This is a genomic window from Amycolatopsis melonis, assembly GCF_040064235.1.
Classification (GTDB): domain Bacteria; phylum Actinomycetota; class Actinomycetes; order Mycobacteriales; family Pseudonocardiaceae; genus Amycolatopsis; species Amycolatopsis melonis.
The window spans coordinates 23,828-49,376 of sequence record NZ_JBDZYD010000008.1 but is presented as its reverse complement, the minus strand read 5'-3'; the positions used below and the strand labels follow the sequence as shown (position 1 = coordinate 49,376).

The following is a 25,549-nucleotide window of genomic DNA, read 5'->3' as shown; positions in this document are numbered from 1 at the left end:
TGTCGGACGTCGTCGTACCGTGACCGATGATACCGGCCAGTAGGGCTAATGCCCATTAACTTATCCCCGGATAACCCCATGGTGTCAATGGGTTGCAGGTATGCCATCAGCCGCTATCGTTCACTCACCATGACCGACGTCGAACGCAGCGCGCGACCGCGTGACCGCAAGGCCCAGCTGGCCGCGGTCGCCGCGGAGCTGTTCCGCGCCCGCGGCTTCCCCGGCGTCGGCATCAAGGACATCGCGGACGCGGCGGGCGTGACCGGCCCGGCGCTGTACCGCCACTTCGCGGACAAGCAGGCGATCCTGGCGTATGTCGTCCTGACCGGCTTCGAGGAGATGGAGACGGCGACGGCGGAGGCGCTGTCGGACGCCGTTCCACCCGCCGGCCGGCTGGAATCCCTGCTCACGCGGCTGGCGACCCAGGCCGTCGAACGCCGGGAGATCGCGGCGCTCTGGCGCTGGGAAGGGCGTCACCTGGCCAAGGAGGACCAGCGGGAGATCGCCCGCCGCTCGACGCTGACGCTGACGGCGTGGGCGAAGGCCCTGCAGGTCCAGCGCCCGGAGCTGCCCGCGGAGGACGCCGAGCTGCTCTGCTGGGCGGCACTGTCGGTGTTCGGCAGCGTGTCGGTCCACCACACGTCGGTGGCCCGCCGCCGGTTCGCCGCCCTGCTGGTCGAGCTGGCGATGGGTGTGCTCAACGCCACACTCCCGGCGCCGTCTTCCACGCCATCGCCCCCACCAGCGGGCCTGGGAACCCCGTCCCGCCGCGAGCAGGTCCTGGCGGCGGCCACGCAGCTGTTCGCCCAGCGCGGCTTCCACGACGTGAGCATGGAGGACATCGGCGCGGCGGCGGGCATCGCGGGCCCGAGCGTCTACCGCCACTTCCCGAGCAAGGCGGCCCTGATGGTGGCCATCGGCCACCGCGCGGCGGACAGATTGGCCCTGGCGGCCGAGCGGGCCCTGCAGGCCCCGGACGAGCACGCGGCCCTGCGCCGCCTGGCGGCGTCGTACGTCGACACGATCCTGCACACCCCGGAACTGCTGGTGTCGTTCTCGGCCGACCGCGTGACGATGCCGGACCGCGACAAGGCGGACCTGCTGCGGGTACAACGGGATTACGTGGCCCAGTGGGTGACACTGCTGACGTCGGCGCGGCCTTCACTGCCACCGCGGGAAGCGAAGATCACCGTCCACGCGGCGCTGACCATCGCGAACGACCTGTCCCGGACGCGCCGCGTGGCCGCAAGGCCGAACTTCGCGGCGGAACTGACGACCCTGCTGCACACGGTGCTCGGCGTCGCCTGAACGAGCAGCGGGAAATGACAGTCCAGCCGAATGTCCGGCTCGGCGGCGTTTCCACTTCGCGAACTGCACCCGCGCGGACATCGAACAGGGGTACGATGGGCAGCCTGCTCGCGAACACGAGTGCTACCAGGGGAAACCCGGTGCGTCGGGCAGGCCCGAACGGGCGAGACGCAGCCGTGCTAGCTTACGTCGCCTCCAACGGCACTTCGAGACGAGAAGAACGAGGAGAATCATCGTCATGCGATCGCCGGGAGGCGAGCAACCGGGGATCCAATCAGAACTCCTCGACCTGAGTGCCGTTTCGCTGTCGGAGCTGCGGAAACTCGACCCCGCCGTACTCCGTCGTTCGATTCGCCACGCGGCGGACCGGACCACCCACATTCCGGTGACCGCGAGTGGCAGCGGCGGCGGCGGCGCCAAGCGCGTCGACTGAAGCCGCTTCGGAGGGCTCGTCGTGCACACGAAGGACCGTTCAGTGTCCCATCCGGACCTGCACTCGATTTCCTGGGACACCTTCGACCGGCTGGCAGCCGGTGGTGGTGGGGTGAGCGCGGTCGGGCTGCTCCGTACCGCCGACCGAAGCCGGAGGCTGCTCCTGCTGGCCGGCCTCGTGGACCTGGCGAAGGCCGACGAAGACGTGACCGGCCCGCTCTTCCCCGCCGAGGAGCCCTGGGAGCTTCTGGTCCGCGCACAGGAAGCCGAGCCCAGCGCACTGGAGCGGATCCTCACCCACCCGTACACCGGCAGCTGGGCGGGCTACACGACCCGGTTGATCGAGCGCGGATTGCCGGGGGAATGCCCGCTCTGGGTCCACTACGGCTATTTCCACACCCTCGCCGCCGTGGCGGCGATCCACGCGGGCCTGGAGTTCACGATCCGGGTTCCGGTCTGGAACGACACCGTGGTGCTGCCGACCCTGGGCGCGGCTCACCTGGACGAGGGCGGGGGCTTCGCGACCGCCGAGGTGCGGGGAGCGGCCGGCACCTTCACGATCAACGGCCGCCGCTCCCGGGTGGCGCCCGGTGCCCCGGACTGGACCCCGCTTCGCGACTTCCGGTTCGAAGCCGGCGGCCAGGTCCTGCACCTGCGGCTCGACGACCTCGACCCCCACCGCGGCCTCTTCCACCCGATTCCCCCGGATCGGCTCACGGACACCGAAGCGGCGCACTGGCAGGGCCTGCTCGGCGAGGCCTGGCAGCTGATCGTCGAGCACCTGCCCGAGTACGCCGAGGTCCTCCCCTCGGGCCTGACGTCCATCGTGCCGGAACCGGCCGTCCCGTTCCGGCTTCCCAGCGCATCCACGGGAGAAGCCTTCGGCAGTGCGGTCATCGCGGAGCCGGTGGCCGAGGACCCCGCCACCCTCGCTGCGGCACTGGTGCACGAATTCCAGCACATCCGGCTCGGTGGGCTCCTGCAGCTGGTCCCGCTGCACGACGACGACCGCACCGAGCGGCTCTACGCGCCGTGGCGGGAAGACCCGCGTCCGCTGGGCGGCCTGGTCCACGGGGTTTACGCGTTCTTCGGGGTTTCGGCCTTCTGGCGGGCGCTGTCGCGGGCACAACCCCAGAACCGGCTGGCCGCGTTCGAGTTCGCCCACTGGCGCGCCCAGACCTGGCAGACCCTCGAGACGATCCGGGACGATGCCGCGCTGACCGGCGAGGGCCGCCGGTTCCTGGCCGGACTCGCCACCGTGTTCGGTCCGTGGCAAGCGGAACCTGCCGTCCCCGAAGCGGCGCACTGGGCGGACACGCTGGCTGCCGACCACCTGGCAGGCTGGCGGCTCCGCCACCTCCGCCCCGCCCGCGAGCCGGCCGTCGACCTCGCCAAAGCCTGGCTGCACGGCGAGAGGTGCCCGCAGGGGGTACCGGAAGGCAGACTCGACACCGTTTCGGACGGGGAATGGGCCAACGCCCGTGCCGACCTGATCCGGATCCGCTTCGGACCGGACGGCGAAACCAGGCTGCCGCGGTCGTGGTTCCGCGTGCCGGGCGCGCTGGAGGCCGACTACCGGCTGGTCGCCGGCCTGACCGACGAAGCACGGACCGGCTACCGGGCCGTGCTCGAACAGGATCCGGATCATGCCGAGGCGCTGATCGGCCTCGGCCTTTCGCTACCCGACGGCCCGGCCAGACGGGCGCTGCTCGGCGTGCCGCACCTGGTTCGCGCGGTGCACCGGGTTCTCCGCGAGGCGGGGAACACTCCGGCGGTCGACGTGCTGGCCGGCTGGATCGGCTCGGCAACGGACTGACCGGGCTACAAGGGCGTCGGGTCGATGTCGCACTCCGCCCGCACCGCGGCCTCCGCCGCCGTGATCGCGGGGTGTCCGGCCCGCAGGACCCGGGCGGCCGCGACGAGCACTTCCCCGTGCTGGCTCACCGCTTCACGGACCCGGCCGAGCCGGGCGAGGTCCAGTGCCCGGTTGAGCCGGGCCGCGAGCGTCGTGGGGTGGCTCTCGGACAGCACCCGGCGCAACCGCGCCAGCGTCTCCGTGTTCATCCTCAGTGACCGCGGGACGTCGCCCAGCGCAAACCAGTCGTTCGCCGTGTTGATCGCACAGGCCAGCACGTGCGGGTGGGCCGGTCCCAGCCGGTCACGCAGCCCGGTCAGCGCGCGCTCGTCCCGCACCAGCGCGCTCCGCGGATCACCGAGCAGGCGCAGGGTGACCCCGATGTCGGCTTCGACGGTCAGCGTGTGCGGGTGCCGGTCGCCGAGACTGCCCCGGTACAGCGACAGTGCCTGCTTACCCAGCTCCAGCGACGCGGTCAGTTCACCGGCGTTGCGCAGGTCGATCGAATGGGCGAGCGCGCAGGCCATCGCATTGGGATGTTCCGGCCCGTACTTGTGCCGGAACCGCTCCAGCGCGCTGCCGGACAGGTTGAGAGCAGCTTCGTGGTAGCCGTCTTTGCGCTGTGCCACGGCGAGGTGGTAGTCACGGCGGATGACGCCGTCGGTACCCGAACCGAACAGGCCGCGGATCCTCGCCACGACCTTTTCCTGCTCGATCCGCGCCCACGAGTAGTCACCGAGTTCGCGGCGGCAGATGATCATGATGTTGAGGGTGCTGATGGTCTTCCAGTTGTCGTAGCCGAAGATCTCGGACCTGCGCTCGTAGGTGTCCTCGCTGAGTCGGCGGGCCTCTTCGTAGTCCCCGGCGAGCAGCAGCGCGACGACCAGGTCGTGCGCGGCTTCGAGCGCGGTCGGGTCGTCGTCTCCGAACAGCGAGCGGACCTTCTCGTACGTTTGCCGGTTGAGGTCACGCGCGGCGAAGAAATCACCGTTGGCCTTCAGCCCGACCGCGACGAGGACCTCCGCCCCGAGCGCTTTTTCGGACTCCGGCCCCATGGTTTCCCGGTACAGCCGCAGCGTCCGCCTACTGACCTCCGACGAGGCCTCGTACCGGCCGAGCACCCAGAGCACGAACCCGAGTTGTTCCGAAGCGGCCAGCGTCTGCTCGTCCCCGGCCCCGTGCCGCTCGGTCCAGGCAGCCACGACCTCCTGGGCCAGTGCGAGTGCGCCGAGGTGGTCGCCGGAGAAGTACAGGAACTTGATCAGGTTGATCAGCAGCCGCCGGGCCCACGAGTCGTCGCAGTCGATGAGCCCGGCGTGCCGGAAATGCGGCAGCACCTTCTGGTACTGCGGCCACTGCCGGGTGCTCTGTGGGTCGTCCGGATCGAGGTTGGCGAGCAGGAGGTGCGCGCCGTGCTGCATTTCCGTCCGGACCGCGTCGCTCATCCGGGCCCGGAGCACCAGCTGCGCCAGCCGGTGCAGGAGCAGGGTGCCGCTGCGGTGGTCCAGCTTCGCCAGCCGGCACCGGTGGATGTCCCGGAACACCCGGTCCAGCAGCACGGGATTGCGCATCGCGGTATCCAGCTCGGGAGCGATCGACACGCCTCGCACGCCGGCGAACAAGGTGCGGGAGATCGGTTCGGCGGCGAAGAACGCGCACACCTGGAGCAGCTGGTGCGCGGCCGGGTTGCGCGTCGCAAGCCCGTCGAAGGACACGTTCCACGCCGCCGCCACGCAGATCTCGTAATCGGATGCCGACGGCGCCGTCACGAGGACTTCGGCCACCTTCTCGTCGAACAGGCGCGTGTACTCGGCCACCGGGATACCGGTCTCGGCACGCCACGCCGCCGCCTGGGCCAGCGCGATCGGCAGGTCGCCCAGTTTCTCCGCCAGGGCATCGGCGTCCGGGACGGCCAGCGCGGCGTCCCGGCGGCGCAGAACCTCGATGCTCTCCGCCCGGGCGAACCGGCCGACGGTGATCGGCTCCGCCGGGAAGGAGCCGAGGTCGGCGTCCCGCGACGTGACCAATATCCGCCCCGGTCCGTCGACCGGCAGGAACGGCTGCAGCAGGTCTGGCTGCTCGGCCGCGTCGAAGACGAGCAGCCAGCGGCGGTACGGCTTGCCGGCCCGGAGCGCGGCCAGGACCGCGGGCACCGCGGTGACGATCTCTTCCGAGCCCGGCAGCCGCAGTTGCCGCGCGAGTTCGGTCAGCGACGCCCGGATCTGGCTCTCCTGAGGTGCGCTGATCCACCACACGAGATCGAGGTCGTGGAGCCGCCGGTAGATGTACTCGACCGCGATCTGCGTCTTGCCGAGTCCGCCGGGCCCGTGCAGGACCGCACAGCCCGCGGACTCCAGCGCCGCACCGAGGCGGTCCAGCAGTTCACGGCGGCCGACGAACTCCGGGTTGCGGGCGGGAACCGCACCCCAGACGACCGGGGCGTCGGTGGTGATCCGCCGGATCCGGCGCAGCGAGGTGGCCGCCTCTTCGCGCACGTCCGCGACGAGTTCGTCCGGGACCCCTGGTCCGGCCGTCACCGCCGGGCGTGCTCCGTCCGCGCCTTCGCCCGCCACAGTGGTGTCGTCCGCGGCTTCCGCCGCGGCGAGTTCACGTTCGCGTTCCCCGAGCCGCTCGGCACGCCACGCATACGGGCCTGAAAGCGCACGCATGACGACCCGCTCGAGAGAGATGTCCGCGGCCTCGTCGGGCAGGACCGCGCGCTCGGGGTCGGCCAGCGCGTCGGTGATCTTCAGCAGCACCGGATGCTGTTCCCCGAACCGCTGCCCGGTCAGGGAAACCACCTGGACGGTGTCCGCTCGCCGGCCGGCCGCGAGGAGGGCTTCGCGAATCGGCAGCGGGAAGTCGAAAGAGGCGTCTTCGCCGCCGGAGTTTCCCGCGACGGGCGTACCGAGGAGCCCGCTCGTGAGTACCTCGGCGAGGTGCGAACTGTCGGCTTCGGGCACCAGCTGCGTCTGGACGAACCGCGCGATCGGAAGGCTGACCGGTACCGCGGCCAGCAGTGTCGCCAGCCGGAGCGCCGGCGGCGTCGCGGCACCGAGGAAGCGCCGGACGCGTTCCTGCGACGTCAGCGGTGAAGCGGGCTCCTCGTCGTCCCCTTCTTCGGGCATCGGCTGGTCACGCGCAAGCAGGACCGTTCCCGGTACCGCCTCACCGACCAGGCGCGAGATGAACCCGACCCACCACCCGAACCAGCGGCCGTCCAGCTCGAGGATCGGGACCGGGACCGCGCCGGTGACCGTCTTTTCCGGATCTGCCATCGTCATCCACGCGTCCGGCAGGTCGAACCCGTAGCGGCGGTTCGGCTGGAACGGCCCCGGCGAGGTCAGCAGGGCGCGGTGCAGCGGGATGCCGGTCTTCTTCCACAGGTGCTGGGGCAGCAGGTGCACCAGAGCGACCGGCATCCGCCTGCTCCATTGAGCGAGCAGCGGTGACACGAGGTCGCGACGCCACGCCTCGGCGACCCCGTCGGTCAGAACGAGCATCAGCCGGCCGCCGTACCAGTCCAGGAGCTCCGCCACACTGTGCTCAGGCGCGTCCGGAGTACCGCCGCGCAACACCGGTGCGAGCGATCCGTCCGTTGCCCTTGCCTCGGTCTCCAGATACCGGATCCGGACCGTCCGGAACGCCCCGAGCTGCTGCACCAACCTCAGGAACGCCGTCACTTCCGTGCGCCACAAGGCCATCGAGGCCCCGGCGTCGACGACCACGGTCAGATCCAGGACGCGGGTCGTCGGCGCGGGCTGCAGCAGCGGCACCCACAGGCCGGTCTCGGCCGCTCGCTCGGCGGTCAGCTCCTCGTCCAGCTCGAGGTCGTCATCCTCGAGCTGCGACGGACGCAGCTGTTTCAGCGGCCGCAGAGCACGCAGGATGTCCGGCTCTCCGCGCATCCCGGGAGACTTCGAGACCCGGGCGTTTCCAGGCTCGGCCTCTCCTCGCCCGGCGACGTCTCGCCGCCGGGTCCAGGTGCGCGGAGGACGCTGCTGCCCGGCGACCGGCTCAGGTCCGGTGACAGCCTGCGGTGCAGCCTCGCCCTCCGGCCGGTGTGGCGGCGCCTCCGGTGGTTCCGGCTCCCGCGGGTGCGCCTGCGGTTCCGGCTCGCCGGGCTCGCCGGACGGCCGCGCCGCCGGCGGCCCCAGCATCGCCGCCAGCCAGACCGCGTCGGCGACCTCCCGCCACGACAGTGGTTCGTCCCCGTCCGGGCGACCGGCCCGCTCGTCCGCCATCTCACGGAACCACCGAGTTCAACTGGCGCCACAACGCGTCCACCAGACGCGGCCACGATTTGCCCGCTTCGCGATAGGCACCCGATGTCGCCAGGAAGATCGCCTCGAGAAGCTTGTCGACCGGCAGGCCACCGTATGCCTCACTGCGGCTGAGGAACTCCACGATGATGCGTGACCGGTGGACATCGTCCGGGTCGAGTGCATGGGCGGCCACCATGGCCGCGAGCTGGTCGATGTCCGGGTCCTTGGTTTCGAAGCGCAGGCACCGGCGCAGGAAAGCAGGCGGAAAGTCGCGGTCACCGTTGCTGGTGATCACGACGACGGGGAACGCGGCGCAGCGCACCCGGCCGTCCACCACGGTGGCCGTCCCGTCGGGATCGGCCGTGAAGACCTCGACTTCCCTGGTGCGGCTGCGCATCCGCGCCAGTTCGGGGATCAGGAACTCGCCGTCCTCGAACAGGCTGAGCAGATCGTTGGGCAGGTCGGCCTCGCTCTTGTCCAGCTCGTCGATCAACAGCACCCGCGGCCGCCTGCGGGGCAGGAAGACCGTGCCGAGCTCTCCGAGCCGGAGATAGTCCCCGATCGGTGGCTCCTCCGCCGAGTCCGGCCGCGCGCCGACCGCCTGGGCGCGGCCGATCGCGTCATAGTGGTACAGCCCGCCCTTGAGCGTGGTGCGGGAGGTGATCGGCCACCGCAGTACCCGGCCCAGCCCCAGCTCGCGCGCAATCCGGTACGCCAGGCTGGATTTCCCGCTGCCCGGACGGCCGGTCACCAGGAGTGGACGGCGCAGGTACAGGGCGGCGTTGACCATGTCGACCTCGTGCTCGTCGACGTGCCGGACGGCCAGCCGGTGCTCGGCCCCGAGCCGGCGGTCCGTTTCACCCTCGTCCGGCGGGACGACCTCCTCATCGGGCGGCACGCCGGCGAAGACCCGCCACGGTGGTGGCGGCGGCAGCCGGTCGGCGAGCGAACCGTCGTCGGGTGGCCGGCCGGTACCGCGGTAGATCCACCAGTCCGGCGGCGGCTCAGGACGCTTTTCCTCGTTCATCCGAATCCTCCCGTGTCGCGTCCGGCAGGCAGGGGCCATCGTCCAGAAAGATCAATCTGGTGGGGTCGTCCCACAGGATCACCAGATCGCGGGCGATCCGGAGATCCACGGGGACGGTCACATCGCTGAACGCCGCGCGCCGGGAGTCCTGGGTGCGGGCCGGGAGATCGCCGAGCCCGCCGCTGCCGATGATCCAGGCGACGACCTCCCGCATCACCTCGGCGGGCGCGTCCGGATGCCAGAGCAGGACGGGGATCCCCGTCCGCAAACCGGTCGCCAGCTCGTCTTCGCCGGGACGTGGCCGGGTCGGCGGTGGCCCGGCGAGAACCATGACCAGCCATCGCCCGTCGCTGAGTATCGCGTCGAGCCGATGGCGCTCCGCGGTGTCCTGTGGACGGCAGAAGTACACCCGTTCGACCGTCGGATTGCCGAGCATCGCCTCCCAGCGGATTCGCCACGCGCGATGCCACTGCCGCGAGAACATCCGCTCCAGGGAACGGATGACGATCGGGTAGTCGAGGAACAACGGCCGGGGGTCTCCGGTCTCGTGTTCCTTGCACCACCGGTGCACGGGAAGGTTGACGAGCGCCCGCGGCAGGACGAACTCCAGTGCCACTTCCTCACGGTATTCCGACCAGGCGCGTTCGGCGTCGACGATCAGGCGGTCGACATGGTGTTCGAGCTCGTCCCCGCGGATGGTGGCGATCCCGCCGCGGGCAGGCGGCCACTCCTGCGGATCTTCCTGCCGCCAATGGGAAACGAAGTGCCGGTCGGGATCGATCCCGTCCACCTCCACCATGATCACCAGGTGCAGGCGCAGGCGGCCGCCGCCGCGGTCCCGTTCCACGCGCAGCTCCCGCAGCCGCTCCTCGCCCTGTACCCGGCGGGCCTGGCAGGTGTTCCACTTCCGCAGCTCGTCGCCGAGCGGTTGCGCGCACTCGGCGGCCACGAGCTCGACGAAGGCCAAGGCGGGCGGCAGCCCGTGCGAGGGCGTGTTGAGCTCGGTCAGCAGGCAGAACGCTGCCCAGGCATCGCCCGGCTCACCGGGCGGGCAGGCCGCCGGGCTCGCCGCCCGCCGGAAGAGCGCACCCAGCCGAGGCGGGGTGGAACCGGCCAGAACGGACCGCAGCCAGAGCAGTTCGGAATCCGGCAGGAGGTCGTGCATCCGCGGTTCGTCCACGAGCCGGTGCAGGCGCTCGGATTCCGGGGAACCCGGCCGCAGCATGCGGACGGCGCGGTCGAGTGCCTGCATTCCCCCGTCCGCCTTGGCGCAGGCGTTGACGACGTCGATCAGCTGGTCCCGCCCGGTCGCGTGTTCGGAAAGGGCCAGCGGGAAACCGAGGTTGTCGTGGATCAGGTCCACCATCAGCGACCGGCTCGGCCGGTCGGTGGCCAGCCCGGCGTCGGCGAGCACGTTGACGATCGCCTCCCGGACCGCCACGCGAACCGTCGACGTGAGGTGCAGCTCGCGGCCCGGGCCGTGGGTTCGTTCTCCGGTCGACACCTGACGAACCACCTCCCCGCCCGGGAGCCCGGGAATCGTGATTTTACCCAGCGAGCCCCCATGCAATAGCGGGCAAAAGATGGACACAGCAGCGCGTAACAGGACAACCGGCCCGCGGCCCGGCTTCACTGCCCGTCGATGAGCGCGGCAAGGGCCGCGACCTGAGGCGATTCCGGGTCGAGCACCTTGATCACGTCCAGCAGGTCGGCGAGCCCGCGGGTGAACCGGCGGCACGTCCTGGCCAGCGCGATCACGTGCAGCCGGTCTTCGGCGTGATAGGGAACGACGTCCGCGATTTCCCGCCGCGGGAAAAGCTCCAGCAGCAGCCTGCGGCTTTCCGCGCCACGGACGCAGGGCACCGCCAGCAGGGCCTCGACCAACGCCGGAAATGCCGGTCCGGCCGTGGGAGACGGCAATTCGCGGACCGTCGTGCCGGTGACGGCCGCGCCGAGCAAGCGCAGCCATGCGTTCGCTTCTCTTGTTCCGGCGGAAACGCGAATGCAGCGGTACGAGCCGGCGTCCGCCGAGCCGGCACACACGACATGTTCGTAGAACGTCTCCGACACGATCAGTGCCCCCGCCACACCCGGCTGTTTCAGTGCGTTCTCCGCTTCGGTCGCCTCCAGCAGCCGGAACACGAACCCGGTCGCGTCGCTGCCTGAGACAGGCCTGTCACGAACGGGCCATCGCGTATGGAGGGCCAGGCGCAGTTGCACGTGCGTTTCTCCGCCGCGCGGGGCGTTGTAGCGCCACAACTCGGCAAGTACGCCTTCGAGTACCCGGGCGAGCTGCGCCGCCGGCACCAGGCGAGCCGGAAGCCGGATCACCGCGCTGCCACCCGCGTCCTCTTCGATGTCGGCTTTCGGGAAGCAGGTGCCAAGCGCCCTCCGAACCCCGTCGCGCAGGACGAGGTGGTGTGCCGCGCGCCGGGGACGGTGGTGATCGACGAGGGCCATCGCCATAATCGTCTCGGAGTGCGTGAACGAGTCCCTGGACACCGGACCTCCCGGAGTTCTCGGCACTCGTCATTGTCACAGGTCACCGCGCCGACGGCACACTCACGCGGACGAACCACCCCGGCGAACGGCGCAGTCCGCGTCGTCCGGACGGCACACGGCGCCGGTCCCTGTCGAAACCGCCCGGAATGCGGGACAATGGGCCCGGGCCGACGGGGTCCGTTCTCCCTGCGAAAGGGGAAAGCGTGATGCAGGCTGCTCGTTCCGGCACGGACACGGGAATCGAATCCGGGCTCCTCGACCTCGGCGGCGTCTCGCTCACCAGATTGCGCACCCTCGACGGCCGCCGGTTGCACGAATCGCTACGGCATGCGGTGGAACGCGTCGCGCACATACCGGTGACGGCAAGCGGGACCGGAGGAGCGAAACGGGTCGACTGACCATGACTTCCGACGAGCTGGTTCCCCATCGGCTGCCGTGGGCGGATTTCGACGCAATCGCGCGTGGTGGTGGGGGTCCCGGCCCGGTGCGGCGGCTCCGGGCGGCCGAACGCAGCCGTCGGCTTCTCCTGCTGCGCGGAATCATCGATCAGGCAGCCAAATCGGCGGACGTTTCCGGCCCGCTCCCCTCGCCCGAATCGGCGTGGGAACTCCTGGCCGGAATTCAGCAACGGGCGCCTGCCGCGGTCGAAACGATCCTCGCCCATCCCTATACCGGCACCTGGGCCGGCTACACCACCCGGTTGATCAGCCAGGACATCTCCGGTGTCTGCCCGTTCTGGGTCCATCTCGGGCACGTGCACTGCCTCGCCGCGGCCGCCGCCGTCCGGGCGGGAGTGAGCTTCGAGGCGGAACTGCCGGTCTGGCGGGGAAACGTGTCCCTGCCGACGCTCGGCATGGTCCGCTTCCGCGCCGGTGATGCGCACGGCGTGGCGCAGGTGTCCGCGCAGGACGGCCGGATCGTCGTCCGGCACCGGCAGGCCGAGGTCCGCCTGCCCGGCGAGCTGAGCACCGAAACCGCCGGCTGGCAGCCGATCCGCCGCGTCACGAGCCGGCACGAAGAGCGCGAGCTTTCGATCCGGCTCGACGATCTCGACCCCTACCGCGGGCTCTACGAACCGATCCCGCCGCGGCGGCTCACCGCGCTGGAGGTCGAGTCGTGGCGGACGGTCGTCGACGACGCCTGGCGGCTGCTCACCGTTCACCTGCCGGGCGTGGCGGAGGTGCTGCCCTGGAGCCTCGAATCACTGGTGCCCGCACCGGCTGTCGCGTTCCGGCTGCCCAGCGCGTCGACGGGCGAAGCCTTCGGCAGCGCCGTCGTCGCCTACAGCGACGATCCCGAGCAGCTCGCCGCCGCGCTCGTCCACGAGTTCCACCACATCCGGCTCGGCGGCGTCCAGCATCTGACCGCTCTGCACGTCGACGATCCGCGTGAGCGGTGGTACGTGCCGTGGCGCGACGATCCGCGGCCGATCGGCGGGGTACTGCACGGGATTTACGCCTTCTTCGGTGTGACCGCGTTCTGGCGTGCCCTTGCCGCCGCCGAACCCGGCAACGACCTGGCTTCCTTCGAGTTCGCGTTGTGGCGGGCCGCGGTCCGGCGCACGCTGGCCGCGGTGCGCGAGGACGACAGCCTGACCCCGGCCGGACACCGGTTCCTCGGCGGTGTCGCGGCCGAGTCGGCCGCGTGGCACGAGGAGCCGGTGGCCGCCGCACCGGGCCTGTGGGCCACGACGGCGGCAGCCGATCATTACGCGACCTGGCGCCTGCGTCACCTGCGTCCGGACACCGGTACCGTTGCGGCGCTCGTGCAGGCGTGGCATCGCGGCGACGCGTGGCCCGAGCCCCGCGAACTCCGTGAGCCGCACACTCCGACACCGATCCCGGACGGCGGGTGGACCGACGCCAGAACCGACCTGATCCGGCTCCGCCTCGGCCGCGATCGCGAGGCCTTCCTGGCGCAGGGTCCCACCGTCCCGGACGTGACCGCCGCGGACCTGGCGCTGGTCTCCGGCCGGATCGAGGCCGCGGTGGACGGCTATCGGAGCCTGCTGGCGGCCGACCCCGACAACCCCGCCGCGTTCGTCGGTCTCGGCCTCGCCCTGACGGCCCGCGGGACCGGACCGGCGGCCCGGGCGTTGCTGCACCGCCCGGAACTGGTCCGGGCCGTGCACCGGGAGCTGCGCACGAACGGCGATCCCCCGCCCACGATCGAAACCGTTGCGGGGTGGATCGGCCGGTTCACCCACTGAGCGGTTACAGCGGCATCGGGTCGATGTCGCAGTCGGCGCGGACCCCGCGCGACGCCGCCACCGTGCCGGGGTGGGCTTCGCCCAGGACGTGCCGGTAGCGGTTCATGACGTCCTCGTAGAGTTCGTCCGCCTCCTCGGCCCGGCCCAGCGCCCGGAGGTCGAGCGACCAGTTGAGCTGGACCGCCAGCGTCGTCGGGTGGTTCTCGCCGAGGACCCGCCGGGAGCGCTCGAGCAGCTCGGCGTCGCGCTCCGCAGCTTCTTCGACGCGGTCCAGCGCGGCAAGGTCGCTCGCGACGTCGATCGCGCAGACGATCGTGTGGGGATGGTCTTCGCCCAGCTGCAGCCGGAAACCCTCCAGTGACCGTTCGTCCAGGGCACGCGCGCCCGACGGGTCGCCGGACAGCCGCATGGTGACCCCCAGGTCGAGCGCCGCCGAGAGAGTGTGCGGATGGTTTTCCCCGAGGCTTTCGCGGTAGAGGTCGAAGACCTCCTCACCGGCCTCCCGGGCCCTGGTGAACTCCTGGGCGTGCCGCAGGTCGATCGAGTAGCCGAGGGCGCAGGCCAGCGCGTTCGGATGCTTGTCGCCGTAGCGGATCCTGAACCGGCGGAGGGCGTCCTCGGAGATCGCGCGGGCGGTCTCGTGGTCGCCGTCCTTCCGGCAGGCGACCGAAAGGTGGTACTTGCGGCGCAGGGTGCTGACGCTGTTTTCGCCGTAGAACTGCTCGACCCGCTGGGTGATCTGCTGTTGCTCGATCCGGGCCCACGGGTACTCGCCCAGCTCGCGCCGGGCGATCACCATCAGGACCTGGGTGGTGACGGTCGATGCGTTGTCGTAGCCGAAGATCTCGACGCGCCGGTTGTACGTGTCGGCGGCCAGTTCGTCCGCCTGCCGGTAGTCGCCGGCCAGCAGCAGTGCCGCGACGTAGTCGTTGGCCGCCTGCAACGTGATCGGGTCGTCCCCACCGAACAGACCGCGGGCCTTGACGTAGATCTCCTCGTTGCGCTGCACGGCTTCGGTGAAGTCGCCCCTTGCCTTGAGGACGGCTGCGTAGGTGAGGGCGGCGTTGAGGGTCTCCTCCTCGTCGGCCCCGATCGACTCACGGTAACGCTCGAAGGTCCGCTTGCTGATCTGCGCCGCTTCGGCGTAGCGCCCGACGGTCCACTGGAAGAACGCCAGCCGCTCGGACGCCTGGAGTTCCTGCAACGGCGGGTCCTCGACGGGAGCCTCGCCCTTGCGCTGCCGTTCCAGCCGGTCTCGCTCCCACGTCTGGACCGCCCGCTCCGCCAAGGTGACCGCGCCGTCGTGGTCGCCCCAGTGGTAGAGGAACTTCATCAGGTTGATCACCAGCAGGCGGACCCACTGGTCCGTGCACTCGATCAGCTCGGCGTCGTAGATGTGCGGCAGGACTTCCTGGTAGCGCTGCCACTGCCGGGGCGAGTCCGGGCCGTTGGGGTCGAGGTTGGCCAGCAGCTTGTGGGCGCCGTGGCGCATGTCGCGGCGGGTCTGCTCGGTCATGCGGTTGCGCAGGACCAGCTGGACCAGGCGGTGCAGCAGGATCGTGTCGGTGCGGTGGTCGATCTTCGCGAGGCCGAAGCGGTTGATGTCGCGGATGGCGCGGCTGAGCTTGATCGGGTCGCGCAGGGCCGCGTCGAGCTGGGGCGAGATCGTCGTCTCGCGGACGCCGGTGAAGATGCTGCGGGACACCGGTTCGGGGGCGAAGAACGCACACACCTGCAGCAGCTGGTGGGCCGCCGGGTTGCTCACGCTCAGCTGGTCGAACGAGACGTTCCACGCCGCGGCGACCGAGGTCTCGTAGTCCTGGGGGTTCGACGTGTCGAGGATTTCCGCGACCTTCTCGTCGAACAGCTCCAGGTACTCCCGGGCCGACATGCCCGTCTCCGCCAGCCATGCCGCGGCCTGCTCGATGGCCAGCGGCAGGTCGCCCAGCTTCTCGGCGATGCGGTCGGCGTCCGCGTCGTCGAGCTGCGGGCCGCGCTTGCTCAGCAGCGTCTTGCTTTCGCCGCGCTCGAAGACCGCGACCTCCAGCGGGCGTGCCACGCCCGCCCAGTTCGGGTTGCGGGAGGTCACCAGGATGTCGCCGGGACCGCCGACCGGGAAGAACGGACGGACCATCTCGGGGTCCTCTGCCGAGTCGAAGACCAGCAGCCACCGCCGGTACGGGCGGCCGAGGCGCAAAGCCTCCTTGACCGCGGGCACCGCCGTGTTGGCTTCGTCGGCGCCCGGCAGCCGGAGGTGCTGGGCCAGTTCGGTGAGCGACGCGTGGATCTGCGTCGGCCGGGTCGCCTGGATCCACCAGACGATGTCGTAGTCCTGCAGGTGGCGGTAGATGTACTCGGTGGCCATCTGCGTCTTGCCGATGCCGCCCATGCCGTGCAGGGTCGCGGGCAGGACGGCGGTGGTGCCCGCTCCCAGCCGTTCGCCCAGCTGGGCCAGCAGTTCGCCGCGGCCGGTGAAATTGGGATTCGGCGGCGGAATGGAACCCCAGATCGGGGGTACTTCTTCACCCGAACGTCGTACTTGACGGGCGGTCGAGGCACCCACACTGGCGACCACGTGCGCTTTTTCCGCGACGGCGGGTTCCGCTTTCCCCGCCGGGGCATGATGTTCCGGATCGCGGCTCTGGTGTCCGGCGGCAGCGGATTTGCCGGGGAGATCAGATTGCTCGACATCGCGGGGCATCGTGGCGCTCACCGGCGCCACGATATCGGTACTTACTCGATCCAGCCGCCCGGGGGTCTTCGAGAGTTTACCGAGTCTGTCCGCTCTCGAGAGATAAGGACCGGAGAGCGCACTCATCACGTCACGTTCGAGCGCGATGTCCGCACTCGTCGCCGTCTCCGGTTCGGGGTCGGGGGTCGAGTCCGGGTCCACCAGTGCCGCCTGCAGCCGGGCCAGCACTTCGTTCTGCCCGCCCGCGCGCCGGGACGCCGCGCGGACCGCGAGCGCGGTGTCCGACCGGCGCGCGCCGCTGAGCAGCACTCTTCGCGTCTGCCCGGAGAATTCCCAGCGGGCCGCCGGGTCCCACGGTTCGGTTCCGTCGTGTTCCAGCAAACCGCTCGTGAACACCTCCACGAGGTGGTCGGGACCCGACTCCGGAAGCATCTCCGCCTGCACCGCCGCGGCGACGTCGATATCCACCGGAACCGCCGCCAGCAGCGTGGCCAGCCGGAATGCCGAAGGCGACGCCTGGCTGTGAAAGTCCCTCACCCGGTCCTGTGCGGTCACCTCATTCTTTCGCGGCCGGGAAATGCTCCCCGAATCGGGTGACAATCCCGGCTGCCGATCCCGGATGACCATGACCGGGCATTTTCTCGGCTCGCCCGCCGGACCGGTGACGACCTCGGCCCACCTGCGGAACCACCGCTCCTCCAGTTCGAGCACGGGCACCGCGACCGAATCCCCGGTCAGGTCCGCGTGTTCCGGGTCGTCGAACAGCAGGTCGGTCAGGCGCACCCGGTAGGAGTCGTTGGGCCGCACCGCACCCCTGGTCGTGATCTCGGCGTTCTGCGCGTCGACGCCGCCGCGCGCCCACAGCCGCCGCGGCAGCAGGTGCACGACCGCGACCGGCACCTTGCGCCCCCACCGGGCGAGCAGCGGCTGCACCAGCTCCGACCGCCAGGCGTCGCCGATCCCGTCCGTCAGGACGAGCATCAGCCGCCGCCCGGACGAGTCGACCGGCTCGCCGGCACCCCGGACCGGGCTTTCCGGTGTCCCGCCGCGCAGGACCGGCCCCAGCACCACGCCGCCCTCGGCGCGGGCGGCCTTGCCCGTTTCCAGCAGCCGCACCTGGACCGAGCGGAAGATGCCGAGCCGTCGCTGGCACAGCGCGACGAACGCGGCGACGGTCGGCGCCCACAGCGCCATGGACGGCGCCTGCTCCACCACCAGCGTCAGGTGCAGCCACGGCACGCGGGTGCGCCGGGTGACCGGAATCCAGGTCCCGTGTTCCGCGCTGGCCTCGGCGGTCCGCTCCTCGTCGAGCTCGACGTCGGCCAGCCGTTCCGACGGGACCTTCCGCTTGAACGCACGGAAAGCACGCACGAGCCGTCCGATGTCGGGCAACGGCGAGGCGGCCACGGGCACCGCCGGCTCACCGGACGCGCCGAGCAGGCCGCCCGCTCCCGCGGTCGCGCAGCCGTTGCGGGACTCGGCCCGGCCGGACGGCGCGACGGACGGCGACGGGTCCGGGGGCGGCCGCCGGTCGCCGGGACGCTCGCGTTCTTCCATCGGACGAGGATCCACCCGCGCGGTTTGGGGCGGCTCGGCGCGGGCTGGAGGCTCCGCGGGCGGTTCCCCGGCGGAGTTCGCCGCGATGGCCGCCATCAGCCACAACCCGTCGGCGACCTCGTCCGGCGTCAGGTCGTGGTCGCCGGGCGGCCCCGGGGTGCCCGGCATTTCAGTGGCCCTGCTGGGTCAGCTGCTGCCAGAGTGCCTCGACCAGGCCCGGCCAGCCGGGGTCGCCGGGCTGGTAGGCACCGGAGGTGGCCAGGAAGATCGCGTCGAGCAGCTTGTCGGCGGGCAGCCCGCCGAGTGCCGCGCGCCGGGCGACGAAGTCCTCGATCAGCACCGCCCGGTGCTGCGGGTCGAGTGCGTGCGCCGCCACGATCGCGGCGAGCTGCTCCGGGCCGGGATCCTTCATCTCCAGCCGCAGGCAGCGGCGCAGGAACGCCGGCGGGAAGTCCCGCTCGCCGTTGCTGGTGATGACGACGACCGGGAACGCCGAGCATCGGACGACGCCGTTCTCGATCCGCGCGGTGTGGCCGGGGTCGGCGGTGAACACCTCCGCCACCGGCGACCGCCGGGCGTCGCGCGCCAGCTCGGGGACGAGGAACTCGCCGTCCTCGAAGATCGACAGCAGGTCGTGCGGCAGGTCGGATTCGGCCTTGTCCAGCTCGTCCACCAGCAGGACGCGGGGCAGCCGGCGGGGCAGGAACGCGGTACCCAGCTCGCCCAGCCGGACGAAGTCGCCGATGGGCGGCTCTTCCGCACCGCTTTCGCCCGCGGCGGCGGTGCGCGCGGCCGACGCCTGGACGCGGCCGATGGCGTCGTAGTCGTACAGCCCGGACCTCAGCGTGGTCTGCGAAGTGACCGGCCAGCGCAGCACCCGGCCGAGCCGCAGCTCGCGGGCGATCCGGTAGGCCAGGCTCGACTTGCCGCACCCGGGTTTCCCGGTCACCAGCAGCGGACGGCGCAGGTACAGCGCGGCGTTGACCATGTCGAGCTCGGCACGGTCGGGGCCGCCCGCGGTGAAGTTCAGCTCGGCACCCAGTCGCCGCTCGATCTCGCCGTCGTCCTGCGGCAGGTCGGCGGCCAGCTGCTCGCCGTCACGCCGGAAGTCGCGCCACGGCGGCGGCGGGGGCAGCCGGTCGGCCAGGTAGGTGTCCTGCAGGGGATGCCCGGTGCCGCGGTAGATCCACCACTCCGGTGTGCGCTCAGGAAGCTCGGTCGCGCTCATCGGCGCCCCCTTCCCCGACCGGGCCGGTTCCGCCGTCGCCGAGGGGGAGCATCCGGTCCGGGTCGTCCCATAGCACCACCAGATCCCCTACGATGCCGCCCTCCGCGGACGACGACCGATTTCGCAGCGCGTCGATCCGGTGCTTCCGGGTCAGCGCCGGCAAATTCCCCAAATCGCCGGTGTCGGCCAACCACGTTACCATCTCGCGCACGGTTTCCGAAGAGACCGTAGGGTGCCAGACGATGACGGGCAAGCCCGCCCGCAATGCGGCGAAAAACTCGTCACGATCGGAAACCGGGGTCGGGGGCGGGCTCTCCGTCAAGACGGTCATGAGCCAGCGCTCGTCGCTGAGAATCGCGTCGAGGCGATGCCGATCTTCGGTGTCGCAGCGGTCGCAGAAATACACTCGTTCGAACGAGGGTTCCCGGCTCCAGGACGCCCACCGCCGCCGCCAAACGCGATGCGAACGACGGGAACTCATCCGTTCCAGTGAACGAATGACGGTCGGATAGGTCAGGTACAGCGGTTGCGGCTCCCCGAAGTCACGCTCCGTGCTCCAGCTGTGCACCGGAAGGCCCAGCAGCACCCGCGGAAGCACGAACTCGAGCACGACTTCCGCGTCGGTTTCCGACCACGCCTCCTCCGCCGCGGAGATCACTTTCGCCACCTGGAGTTCCAGCTCCGGCGCCGTGGTCACCACCGTTTCCCCGCGCGGCGGCGGCCATTCGGCCGGATCGTCCTGCCGCCAGTGCGAGATTTCGTAGCGGTCCTCCTCGACGGGGTCGGGGCTGATCATGATCGTCAGGTGCAGCCGCCCGGACGCCGACGGCGTGACATGGGCACGCAGTTCGCGCAGCGCTTTGTCGAGTCTCAGCCGGTGCGCCTGTCCCTCGGACCATTTCCGCAGCTGCGCCGCCAGCTCGTCGTCGCATTCGGCGGCGATCAGCTCGGCGAAGGCCACCACGGGCGGCAGCTCCCCTGGCGCGGCGTTGAAATCCGCGAGGCCGGCGAAGGCGTCGGCGGCGTCGGTGTACTGGGGCACCGGGACGACGTGCCGGGCGGCGCGGCGGACGGCCGCGCGCAACCCGGGTGGCGCGAATCCTTCGAGGCGGCTGCGGAACCGTTCCTGTTCGGCTTCCGATACCACGTCCCGCAACGGAAGGGAATCCACCAGAGTGCGGAACTGCGCGCATTCCTTCGTCCCCGGGCGGAGAAACTCCAGCACGTCGGCCAGTGCCGGCAGGCCGTCGTCGATCCCGCTGCAGCTGTTGACGATTTCGATCAGCTGCGCGCGCGGGGCGAGCTGATCCGGAACCGTGAACGGATTGTCCAGCGCTCTCCGCAGTTCGGAGACCATCAGGGTGCGGATCGACTTGTCGTCGGCGAATCCCGCCACCACGAGCACGTCCACGAGCTTGCGGCGGACCGCGATGCCGATGGGGGGACGCCCTTGCCTTGCCGACATCGGCGCACCACCTCCCGCCCCCGCGAAGTGCCCCCGAAGATCGCGAGTCTACCTATCCGGTACACCGGGAAAAGGGGCAAAAGTCGGACAACTGTCAACGAACTCCGTGCGCGGAACGGCTCGCGATCACCGCACCGAGCCGCTGCACCTGCGGCGACATCGGATCGAGCAACCGCACGGTCGCGAGCAGTTCCTCCAGGCCGCCGTCGTAGCGTTCGCACGTGCGCGCCAGTTCGATCACGTGCAGCCGGTCTTCCGCCTGGTGCGGCACCGCTTCGGCGATTTCGCGCCGGGAAAACATTTCCAGCAGGAGACGGCGGCTTTCCGCGTTCCGCACGCACGTGATCGCCAGCAGCGCCTCGACCAGCGCGGTGAACGGGAGCGGGTCGGCGGGGACCCGAGTCTGGGGCACGGCCACCTCGGCGGAGTCGGTGCCGCCCAGCAGCCGCAGCCACGCCCAGGCGGGGTGCTCGCCCGGCTTCACCTTCACCTCGATCCGCCGGTACGCCTGCGGCTCGGCGGCCGGGTCCTGGCGGACGACGTCCTCGTACAGCAGCTCTGAGGTGATCAGCGCGAGGTCGGCGGCCGACTCCTTCTGCGCCGCCTTCGCCGCCGGGGCTTCGAGCAGCCGGAACGTGGCGCTCACCGCCTTGCTGATCGAACCGTGACTGCCCTTGGCGACCTCGCCCGCGTGCAGGGCCAGCCGGAGGTCGATCCGGGCCTGCGCCGCGTGCACGTGGTTGTGGCGGCGCAGCTCGGCGTGCATCCGGGCGGGGAGCTCGGCGACCAGGTCCGCCTTGCCGACCTCCGGCGGCAGCAGGATCATCGCCCCGTCGCCGGTGTTCTCCACGAAACAGACGTCCCACGGGATGCCCGTTTCGGCGAACGACGTGCGCAGGACCCGCCACAGGCCGTCGTGTACTTCGCGCAGGTGCGCCATGGTCCGGCTCGGGTTGTTGTACCCGGCGACGTCCACGGCCATGATCGTCCGGTGCTGCGCGGCTGGATAAGAAACCACCACACCCTCCCCACGTCCCGGGCTCATTGTCCCAGACCCATGCAGCCCGGGCCATGTTCGCGCAGGGCTTTGCGACAAAACCGGTTTGCGCCGCCGGTGTTTCGTCCATAATTCGGCGTGCCCACGAGACGCCTGCACCTGGTGAGCGCGGATGAGGACCACCGCGTTTCGACCATCGAACTGTTCTTCGACCTGGTCTTCGTCTACGCCATCACCCAGACCACCCAGCTGATGGCCGACCACCTGAGCCCGGCCGGGGTCGGGCAGGGGCTGGCGATGCTCGCCGTCCTGTGGTGGTGCTGGTGCAGCTACGCGTGGCTCGGCAACACCATCCACGTCGACCACGGGATCGCGCGGCTGGCCATGTTCGGCGCGATGGCCGTGATGTTCCTGGTGTCGCTGACCATTCCCGAGGCCTTCGTCGACCACCCTGGCGGCCTGTACGCGCCGGTGCTGTTCGTCGTCTGCTACGCGCTCGTGCGGCTGCTGCACCTGGCCGCCTACCTCGGCGCCGCGCAGCACGATCCCGGGCTGCGGCGGGTGCTGCTGAAGATGTTCGTCGGGCTGCTGCCGAGTGTCGTCCTGCTCGGCGTGGCCGCGTTCCTGACCGGGCCGTGGCAGCTGGGGTTGTGGATTGCCGCGCTTCTCGTCGACTACGTGAACGTCTACCTGACCGGCCCGGAGGGCTGGCGGCTGAACTCGCCCGCGCACTTCGCCGAGCGGTTCGGGCTGATCGTGATCATCGCGCTGGGCGAGTCGATCGTCGCGATCGGCATCGGGATCGGGGCGCTGCCGATGTCGTGGCTGGTCGCCGGTGCCGCCGTGTGCGGGCTCGCGCTGGCCGCGGGAATGTGGTGGACGTACTTCGACGTCGTCGCGCGCGTGTCCGAGCACCGGCTGACCCAGGCGAGCGGGGTCGAGCGCGCGAAGCTCGCCACCGACTCCTACACCTTCCTGCACCTGCCGCTGATCGCCGGCATCGTGCTGGTCGCGCTCGGCCTGAAGAAGGCGTTCCTGTGCATCGCCGACACCGAGCACCACACGCCCGGCGAAGCACTGCACGGCGTGCCGATCTGGACGCTGACCGGCGGTCTCGCGCTCTACCTCGTCACGCTGAGCGCGCTGCGCAAGCGCAACCTCGGCAGCTGGAACGTCCAGCGGCTCGTGCTGGGCGTGCTGGTGGTCGCGGCGACCCCGCTGCTGGAACACGTGCCTGCCGCGGTGCTGCTCCTGCTCGCCGCCGCGACCGTGCTCGCGTTGATCACCTTCGAACGGGTCCGGTTCGCCGAATGGCGCAGGCAGGTGCACACACAGCACCCGTAAGTGACCCCACACTGGCGTCCGGCCGGATCCCGGGTTAACCTACTCGCGAGTAGGTAACGGGATGGAGGGCCACATGGCTGCGCCAAGGAAACGGGACGCGATGGGCTGGGGCCTTTCCGCGCTGACCCGGCTGGCCGGGAGCAAGGTCGTCGACCGCGCGGGGCTGCGCAAGCCCCTCGAGGACCTGGTCACCGCGGGAACCCGCAACGGCTTCCGCGTCGCGGGCGCGGCGACCCGGTCGTTCAAGTCGGTGCAGAAGCTGGGCAAGCCCGCCCGGCTCGCGCCGGCCGCCGACACCGGGTTGTTCGACCTCACGCCGACCGAGGACCAGCAGCTCATCGTCGAGACGGTGACGGAGTTCGCGGCCGAGCAGCTGCGCCCGGCCGCCGCGGACGCCGACGCCAAGCTCGAAGCACCCGAGGGGCTGCTGAGCCGGGCCGCCGAGCTGGGCATCAGCCTGATCGGCATCCCCGAGGAGCTGGGCGGCGTCGGCACCGAGCGGTCGGTCGTCACCAACGCCCTCGTCGCGGAAGCGCTTGCGCACGGCGATCTCGGCCTGGCCGTGGCGGTCCTCGCGCCGTCCGCGGTGAGCACCGCGCTGGTCGCCTGGGGCGACGAGCAGCAGCAGGCCGACTACCTGCCCGCGTTCACCGGCGAGAACGTCCCCGCCGCCGCGCTGGCACTGCAGGAGCAGAAAGCGCTGTACGACCCGTTCAAGCCCGCCACGAAGGCGCGGCGGACCCCGAAGGGTTACCAGCTCGACGGCGTGAAGTCGCTGGTGCCGCGGGCGGCCGCGGCCGAGCTGTTCATCGTGTCGGCCGACCTCGAAGGCCGCGGCCCGGCGCTGTTCCTCGTCGAGTCGTCGACCGCGGGGGTGTCCATCGAGGCCGAGCCGGCGATGGGCCTGCGCGGCGCCGCGACCGGCAAGCTGCACCTTTCGGGTGTCTCGGTGCCCGCGGGTTCGCTGCTCGGCGGCGGCAAGCTCGACGTTTTCACCGATCTCGTCCGGCTTTCGCGGCTCGGCTGGGCGGCGCTGGCCGCCGGCACCGCGAAGGCCGTCCTCGACTACGTCGTGCCTTACGTCAACGAGCGGACCGCGTTCGGCGAGCCGATCAGCCACCGGCAGGCGGTGGCGTTCTCGGTGGCCGACATCGCGATCGAGCTGGAGGGGCTGCGGCTGGTCACGCTGCGCGCCGCGGCGCGGGCCGAGCAGGGCAAGCCGTTCGCCCGCGAGGTCGCGCTGGCGCGGAAGCTGGCCGTGGACAAGGGCATGCAGATCGGCAGCGCGGGCGTGCAGCTGCTCGGCGGGCACGGCTTCGTCAAGGAGCACCCGGTCGAGCGCTGGTACCGGGACCTGCGCGCCATCGGCGTCATGGAAGGCGCCGTCCTTCTCTAGGGCTTCGAGAAAGGCTTCGGATCATGATCAACCTGGAAGTTCCCAAGAAGGCCGGCGCGCTGATCAACCAGGCGTACCAGGCCGCGGCCGAGGTGTTCCGGCCGATCTCGCGCAAGTACGACCGCGCGGAGCACACGTACCCGACCGAGCTGGACATGTTCGCGGCGCTGCTGGACGGCCTCAATTCCTCCGGCGAGGGCGGCGCGGGCGCGGCGGGTGTCCGCCGGTCGAAGTCCGACGATTCGGCCAAGGGCAACCGCAACGGCGCCAACCTCAACGTGGTCCTCGGCACGATCGAGATGTGCTGGGGCGACGTGGGTCTGCTGCTGTCGATGCCCCGCCAGGGTCTCGGCAACGCGGCGATCAGCTCGGTGGCAACCGACGAGCAGCTGGAGCGTTTCTCCGGCATGTGGGCGGCGATGGCGATCACCGAGCCATCCTGCGGCTCGGACTCGGCGGCAATCACGGCAACGGCCCGCCTCGACGGCGACCACTACATCCTCAACGGCGAGAAGATCTTCGTGACCTCGGGCGAGCGCGCCGACGCGGTGGTCGTGTGGGCAACCCTGGACAAGTCCAAGGGCCGCGCGGCGATCAAGTCGTTCGTGGTGGAGAAGGGCACCCCGGGCTTCGAGGTGGTGCGCGTCGAGCACAAGCTGGGGATCCGCGCTTCGGACACGGCGGTGCTGCGTTTCGAGAACTGCCGCGTGCCCCGCGAAAACCTGCTGGGCTCCCCGGAGATCGACACGGCCAAGGGTTTCGCGGGCGTCATGCAGACGTTCGACAACACCCGCCCTCTGGTGGCGGCGATGGCGATCGGCGTGGCCCGCGCGGCGTTGGACGAGACGCGCCGGATCCTCACGGAAGCGGGCATTTCCATCGATTACGACCGCCCGGCAAACGCCCAGTCTGCTGCGGCGGCGGAGTTCCTCCGGCTGGAGTCGGATTACGAGTCGGCGTACCTGCTGACCTTGGAATCGGCGTGGATGGCCGACAACCGCAAGCCGAACTCCCTGCAGGCGTCGATGGCGAAGGCCAAGGCGGGTCGTTCGGTCGTCGACATCGCTCTTAAGTGCGTCGAACTCACTGGGGCTTATGGGGAGGAGTCGCTGCTCGAGAAGTGGGCTCGGGACGCGAAGATTCTGGACATCTTCGAGGGGACTCAGCAGATTCAGCAGCTGATCGTGGCTCGCCGGATCCTCGGGAAGACCTCGGCTGAGCTGAAGTAGTTGTGACGTAACGGAAAGCCGCCCGGTCGCTTGCCCTTCTTGG

15 protein-coding genes are annotated in these 25,549 nt (G+C 70.6%); 7 read left to right on the top strand and 8 right to left on the bottom strand.

Annotation, left to right across the window (positions count from 1 at the left end; translation table 11 throughout):
- Positions 1-129 precede the first annotated feature (129 nt).
- Positions 130-1,308 carry a TetR/AcrR family transcriptional regulator gene (locus ABJI51_RS21875; RefSeq protein WP_348953097.1) on the top strand — a complete coding sequence of 393 codons (1,179 nt, stop codon included), beginning with the start codon at positions 130-132 and terminating at the stop codon, positions 1,306-1,308.
- A gap of 475 nt (positions 1,309-1,783) precedes the next feature.
- Complete coding sequence (locus ABJI51_RS21870) at positions 1,784-3,556, top strand: HEXXH motif domain-containing protein (protein ID WP_348953096.1); 1,773 nt, start codon at positions 1,784-1,786, stop codon at positions 3,554-3,556.
- A gap of 5 nt (positions 3,557-3,561) precedes the next feature.
- Here ABJI51_RS21870 and fxsT (ABJI51_RS21865) read toward each other — a convergent pair whose 3' ends face one another.
- From fxsT (ABJI51_RS21865) to ABJI51_RS21850, 4 genes are read right to left on the bottom strand one after another with little or no spacing between them, the layout of a single operon-like run.
- Positions 3,562-7,839, bottom strand: a complete 4,278-nt coding sequence (gene fxsT / locus ABJI51_RS21865; RefSeq protein WP_348953095.1) for an FxSxx-COOH system tetratricopeptide repeat protein — start codon at positions 7,837-7,839, stop codon at positions 3,562-3,564.
- Position 7,840: 1 nt separating this feature from the next.
- Positions 7,841-8,887 (bottom strand): AAA family ATPase, encoded by a 1,047-nt coding sequence (locus ABJI51_RS21860; RefSeq protein ID WP_348953094.1) that lies wholly within the window; start codon positions 8,885-8,887, stop codon positions 7,841-7,843.
- Entirely contained in the window at positions 8,865-10,478 is a 1,614-nt protein-coding gene (locus tag ABJI51_RS21855; protein WP_348953092.1) for a VMAP-C domain-containing protein, read from the bottom strand. The genes ABJI51_RS21860 and ABJI51_RS21855 overlap by 23 nt, the downstream gene beginning before the upstream one ends.
- 38 nt (positions 10,479-10,516) lie before the next feature.
- Entirely contained in the window at positions 10,517-11,347 is an 831-nt protein-coding gene (locus ABJI51_RS21850) for an effector-associated domain 2-containing protein (RefSeq protein ID WP_348953091.1), read from the bottom strand.
- A 245-nt stretch (positions 11,348-11,592) separates the two neighbouring features.
- Here ABJI51_RS21850 and ABJI51_RS21845 point away from each other — a divergent pair, with 245 nt between their 5' ends.
- Both ABJI51_RS21845 and ABJI51_RS21840 read left to right on the top strand, forming a co-directional pair.
- Positions 11,593-11,787, top strand: a complete 195-nt coding sequence (locus ABJI51_RS21845; RefSeq protein WP_348953089.1) for a hypothetical protein — start codon at positions 11,593-11,595, stop codon at positions 11,785-11,787.
- A 2-nt stretch (positions 11,788-11,789) separates the two neighbouring features.
- A complete protein-coding gene (locus tag ABJI51_RS21840) occupies positions 11,790-13,598 on the top strand; it encodes an HEXXH motif domain-containing protein (RefSeq protein WP_348953087.1) in 1,809 nt (602 codons plus the stop codon).
- A 4-nt stretch (positions 13,599-13,602) separates the two neighbouring features.
- Here the strand turns inward: ABJI51_RS21840 and fxsT (ABJI51_RS21835) are convergent, their stop codons facing one another.
- From fxsT (ABJI51_RS21835) to ABJI51_RS21820, 4 genes are all read right to left on the bottom strand, one after another.
- Positions 13,603-18,015, bottom strand: a complete 4,413-nt coding sequence (gene fxsT / locus ABJI51_RS21835) for an FxSxx-COOH system tetratricopeptide repeat protein (RefSeq protein ID WP_348953086.1) — start codon at positions 18,013-18,015, stop codon at positions 13,603-13,605.
- A gap of 1 nt (position 18,016) precedes the next feature.
- Positions 18,017-19,075 carry an AAA family ATPase gene (locus tag ABJI51_RS21830; RefSeq protein ID WP_348953084.1) on the bottom strand — a complete coding sequence of 353 codons (1,059 nt, stop codon included), beginning with the start codon at positions 19,073-19,075 and terminating at the stop codon, positions 18,017-18,019.
- Complete coding sequence (locus tag ABJI51_RS21825; RefSeq protein WP_348953082.1) at positions 19,053-20,540, bottom strand: VMAP-C domain-containing protein; 1,488 nt, start codon at positions 20,538-20,540, stop codon at positions 19,053-19,055. The genes ABJI51_RS21830 and ABJI51_RS21825 overlap by 23 nt, the downstream gene beginning before the upstream one ends.
- Before the next feature lie 94 nt (positions 20,541-20,634).
- Positions 20,635-21,558 carry an effector-associated domain 2-containing protein gene (locus ABJI51_RS21820; RefSeq protein ID WP_348953081.1) on the bottom strand — a complete coding sequence of 308 codons (924 nt, stop codon included), beginning with the start codon at positions 21,556-21,558 and terminating at the stop codon, positions 20,635-20,637.
- 117 nt (positions 21,559-21,675) lie between these two features.
- Here ABJI51_RS21820 and ABJI51_RS21815 point away from each other — a divergent pair, with 117 nt between their 5' ends.
- From ABJI51_RS21815 to ABJI51_RS21805, 3 genes are all read left to right on the top strand, one after another.
- Positions 21,676-22,881, top strand: coding sequence for a low temperature requirement protein A (locus tag ABJI51_RS21815; protein WP_348953080.1), 1,206 nt, complete (start codon positions 21,676-21,678; stop codon positions 22,879-22,881).
- A 100-nt stretch (positions 22,882-22,981) separates the two neighbouring features.
- On the top strand, positions 22,982-24,277 hold the full coding sequence (locus tag ABJI51_RS21810) for an acyl-CoA dehydrogenase family protein (protein ID WP_348953525.1): 1,296 nt from the start codon (positions 22,982-22,984) through the stop codon (positions 24,275-24,277).
- A 23-nt stretch (positions 24,278-24,300) separates the two neighbouring features.
- On the top strand, positions 24,301-25,506 hold the full coding sequence (locus tag ABJI51_RS21805; protein WP_348953079.1) for an acyl-CoA dehydrogenase family protein: 1,206 nt from the start codon (positions 24,301-24,303) through the stop codon (positions 25,504-25,506).
- Positions 25,507-25,549 lie beyond the last annotated feature (43 nt).

Bases quoted from the DNA above. Each gene is read 5' to 3' on its own strand.
- ABJI51_RS21875 (WP_348953097.1), top strand. From the start codon at position 130: ATGACCGACGTCGAACGCAGCGCGCGACCGCGTGACCGCAAGGCCCAG.
- fxsT (WP_348953095.1), bottom strand. From the start codon at position 7,839: ATGGCGGACGAGCGGGCCGGTCGCCCGGACGGGGACGAACCACTGTCG.
- ABJI51_RS21860 (WP_348953094.1), bottom strand. From the start codon at position 8,887: ATGAACGAGGAAAAGCGTCCTGAGCCGCCGCCGGACTGGTGGATCTAC.
- ABJI51_RS21850 (WP_348953091.1), bottom strand. From the start codon at position 11,347: ATGGCCCTCGTCGATCACCACCGTCCCCGGCGCGCGGCACACCACCTC.
- ABJI51_RS21840 (WP_348953087.1), top strand. From the start codon at position 11,790: ATGACTTCCGACGAGCTGGTTCCCCATCGGCTGCCGTGGGCGGATTTC.
- fxsT (WP_348953086.1), bottom strand. From the start codon at position 18,015: ATGCCGGGCACCCCGGGGCCGCCCGGCGACCACGACCTGACGCCGGAC.
- ABJI51_RS21830 (WP_348953084.1), bottom strand. From the start codon at position 19,075: ATGAGCGCGACCGAGCTTCCTGAGCGCACACCGGAGTGGTGGATCTAC.
- ABJI51_RS21825 (WP_348953082.1), bottom strand. From the start codon at position 20,540: ATGTCGGCAAGGCAAGGGCGTCCCCCCATCGGCATCGCGGTCCGCCGC.
- ABJI51_RS21810 (WP_348953525.1), top strand. From the start codon at position 22,982: ATGGGCTGGGGCCTTTCCGCGCTGACCCGGCTGGCCGGGAGCAAGGTC.
- ABJI51_RS21805 (WP_348953079.1), top strand. From the start codon at position 24,301: ATGATCAACCTGGAAGTTCCCAAGAAGGCCGGCGCGCTGATCAACCAG.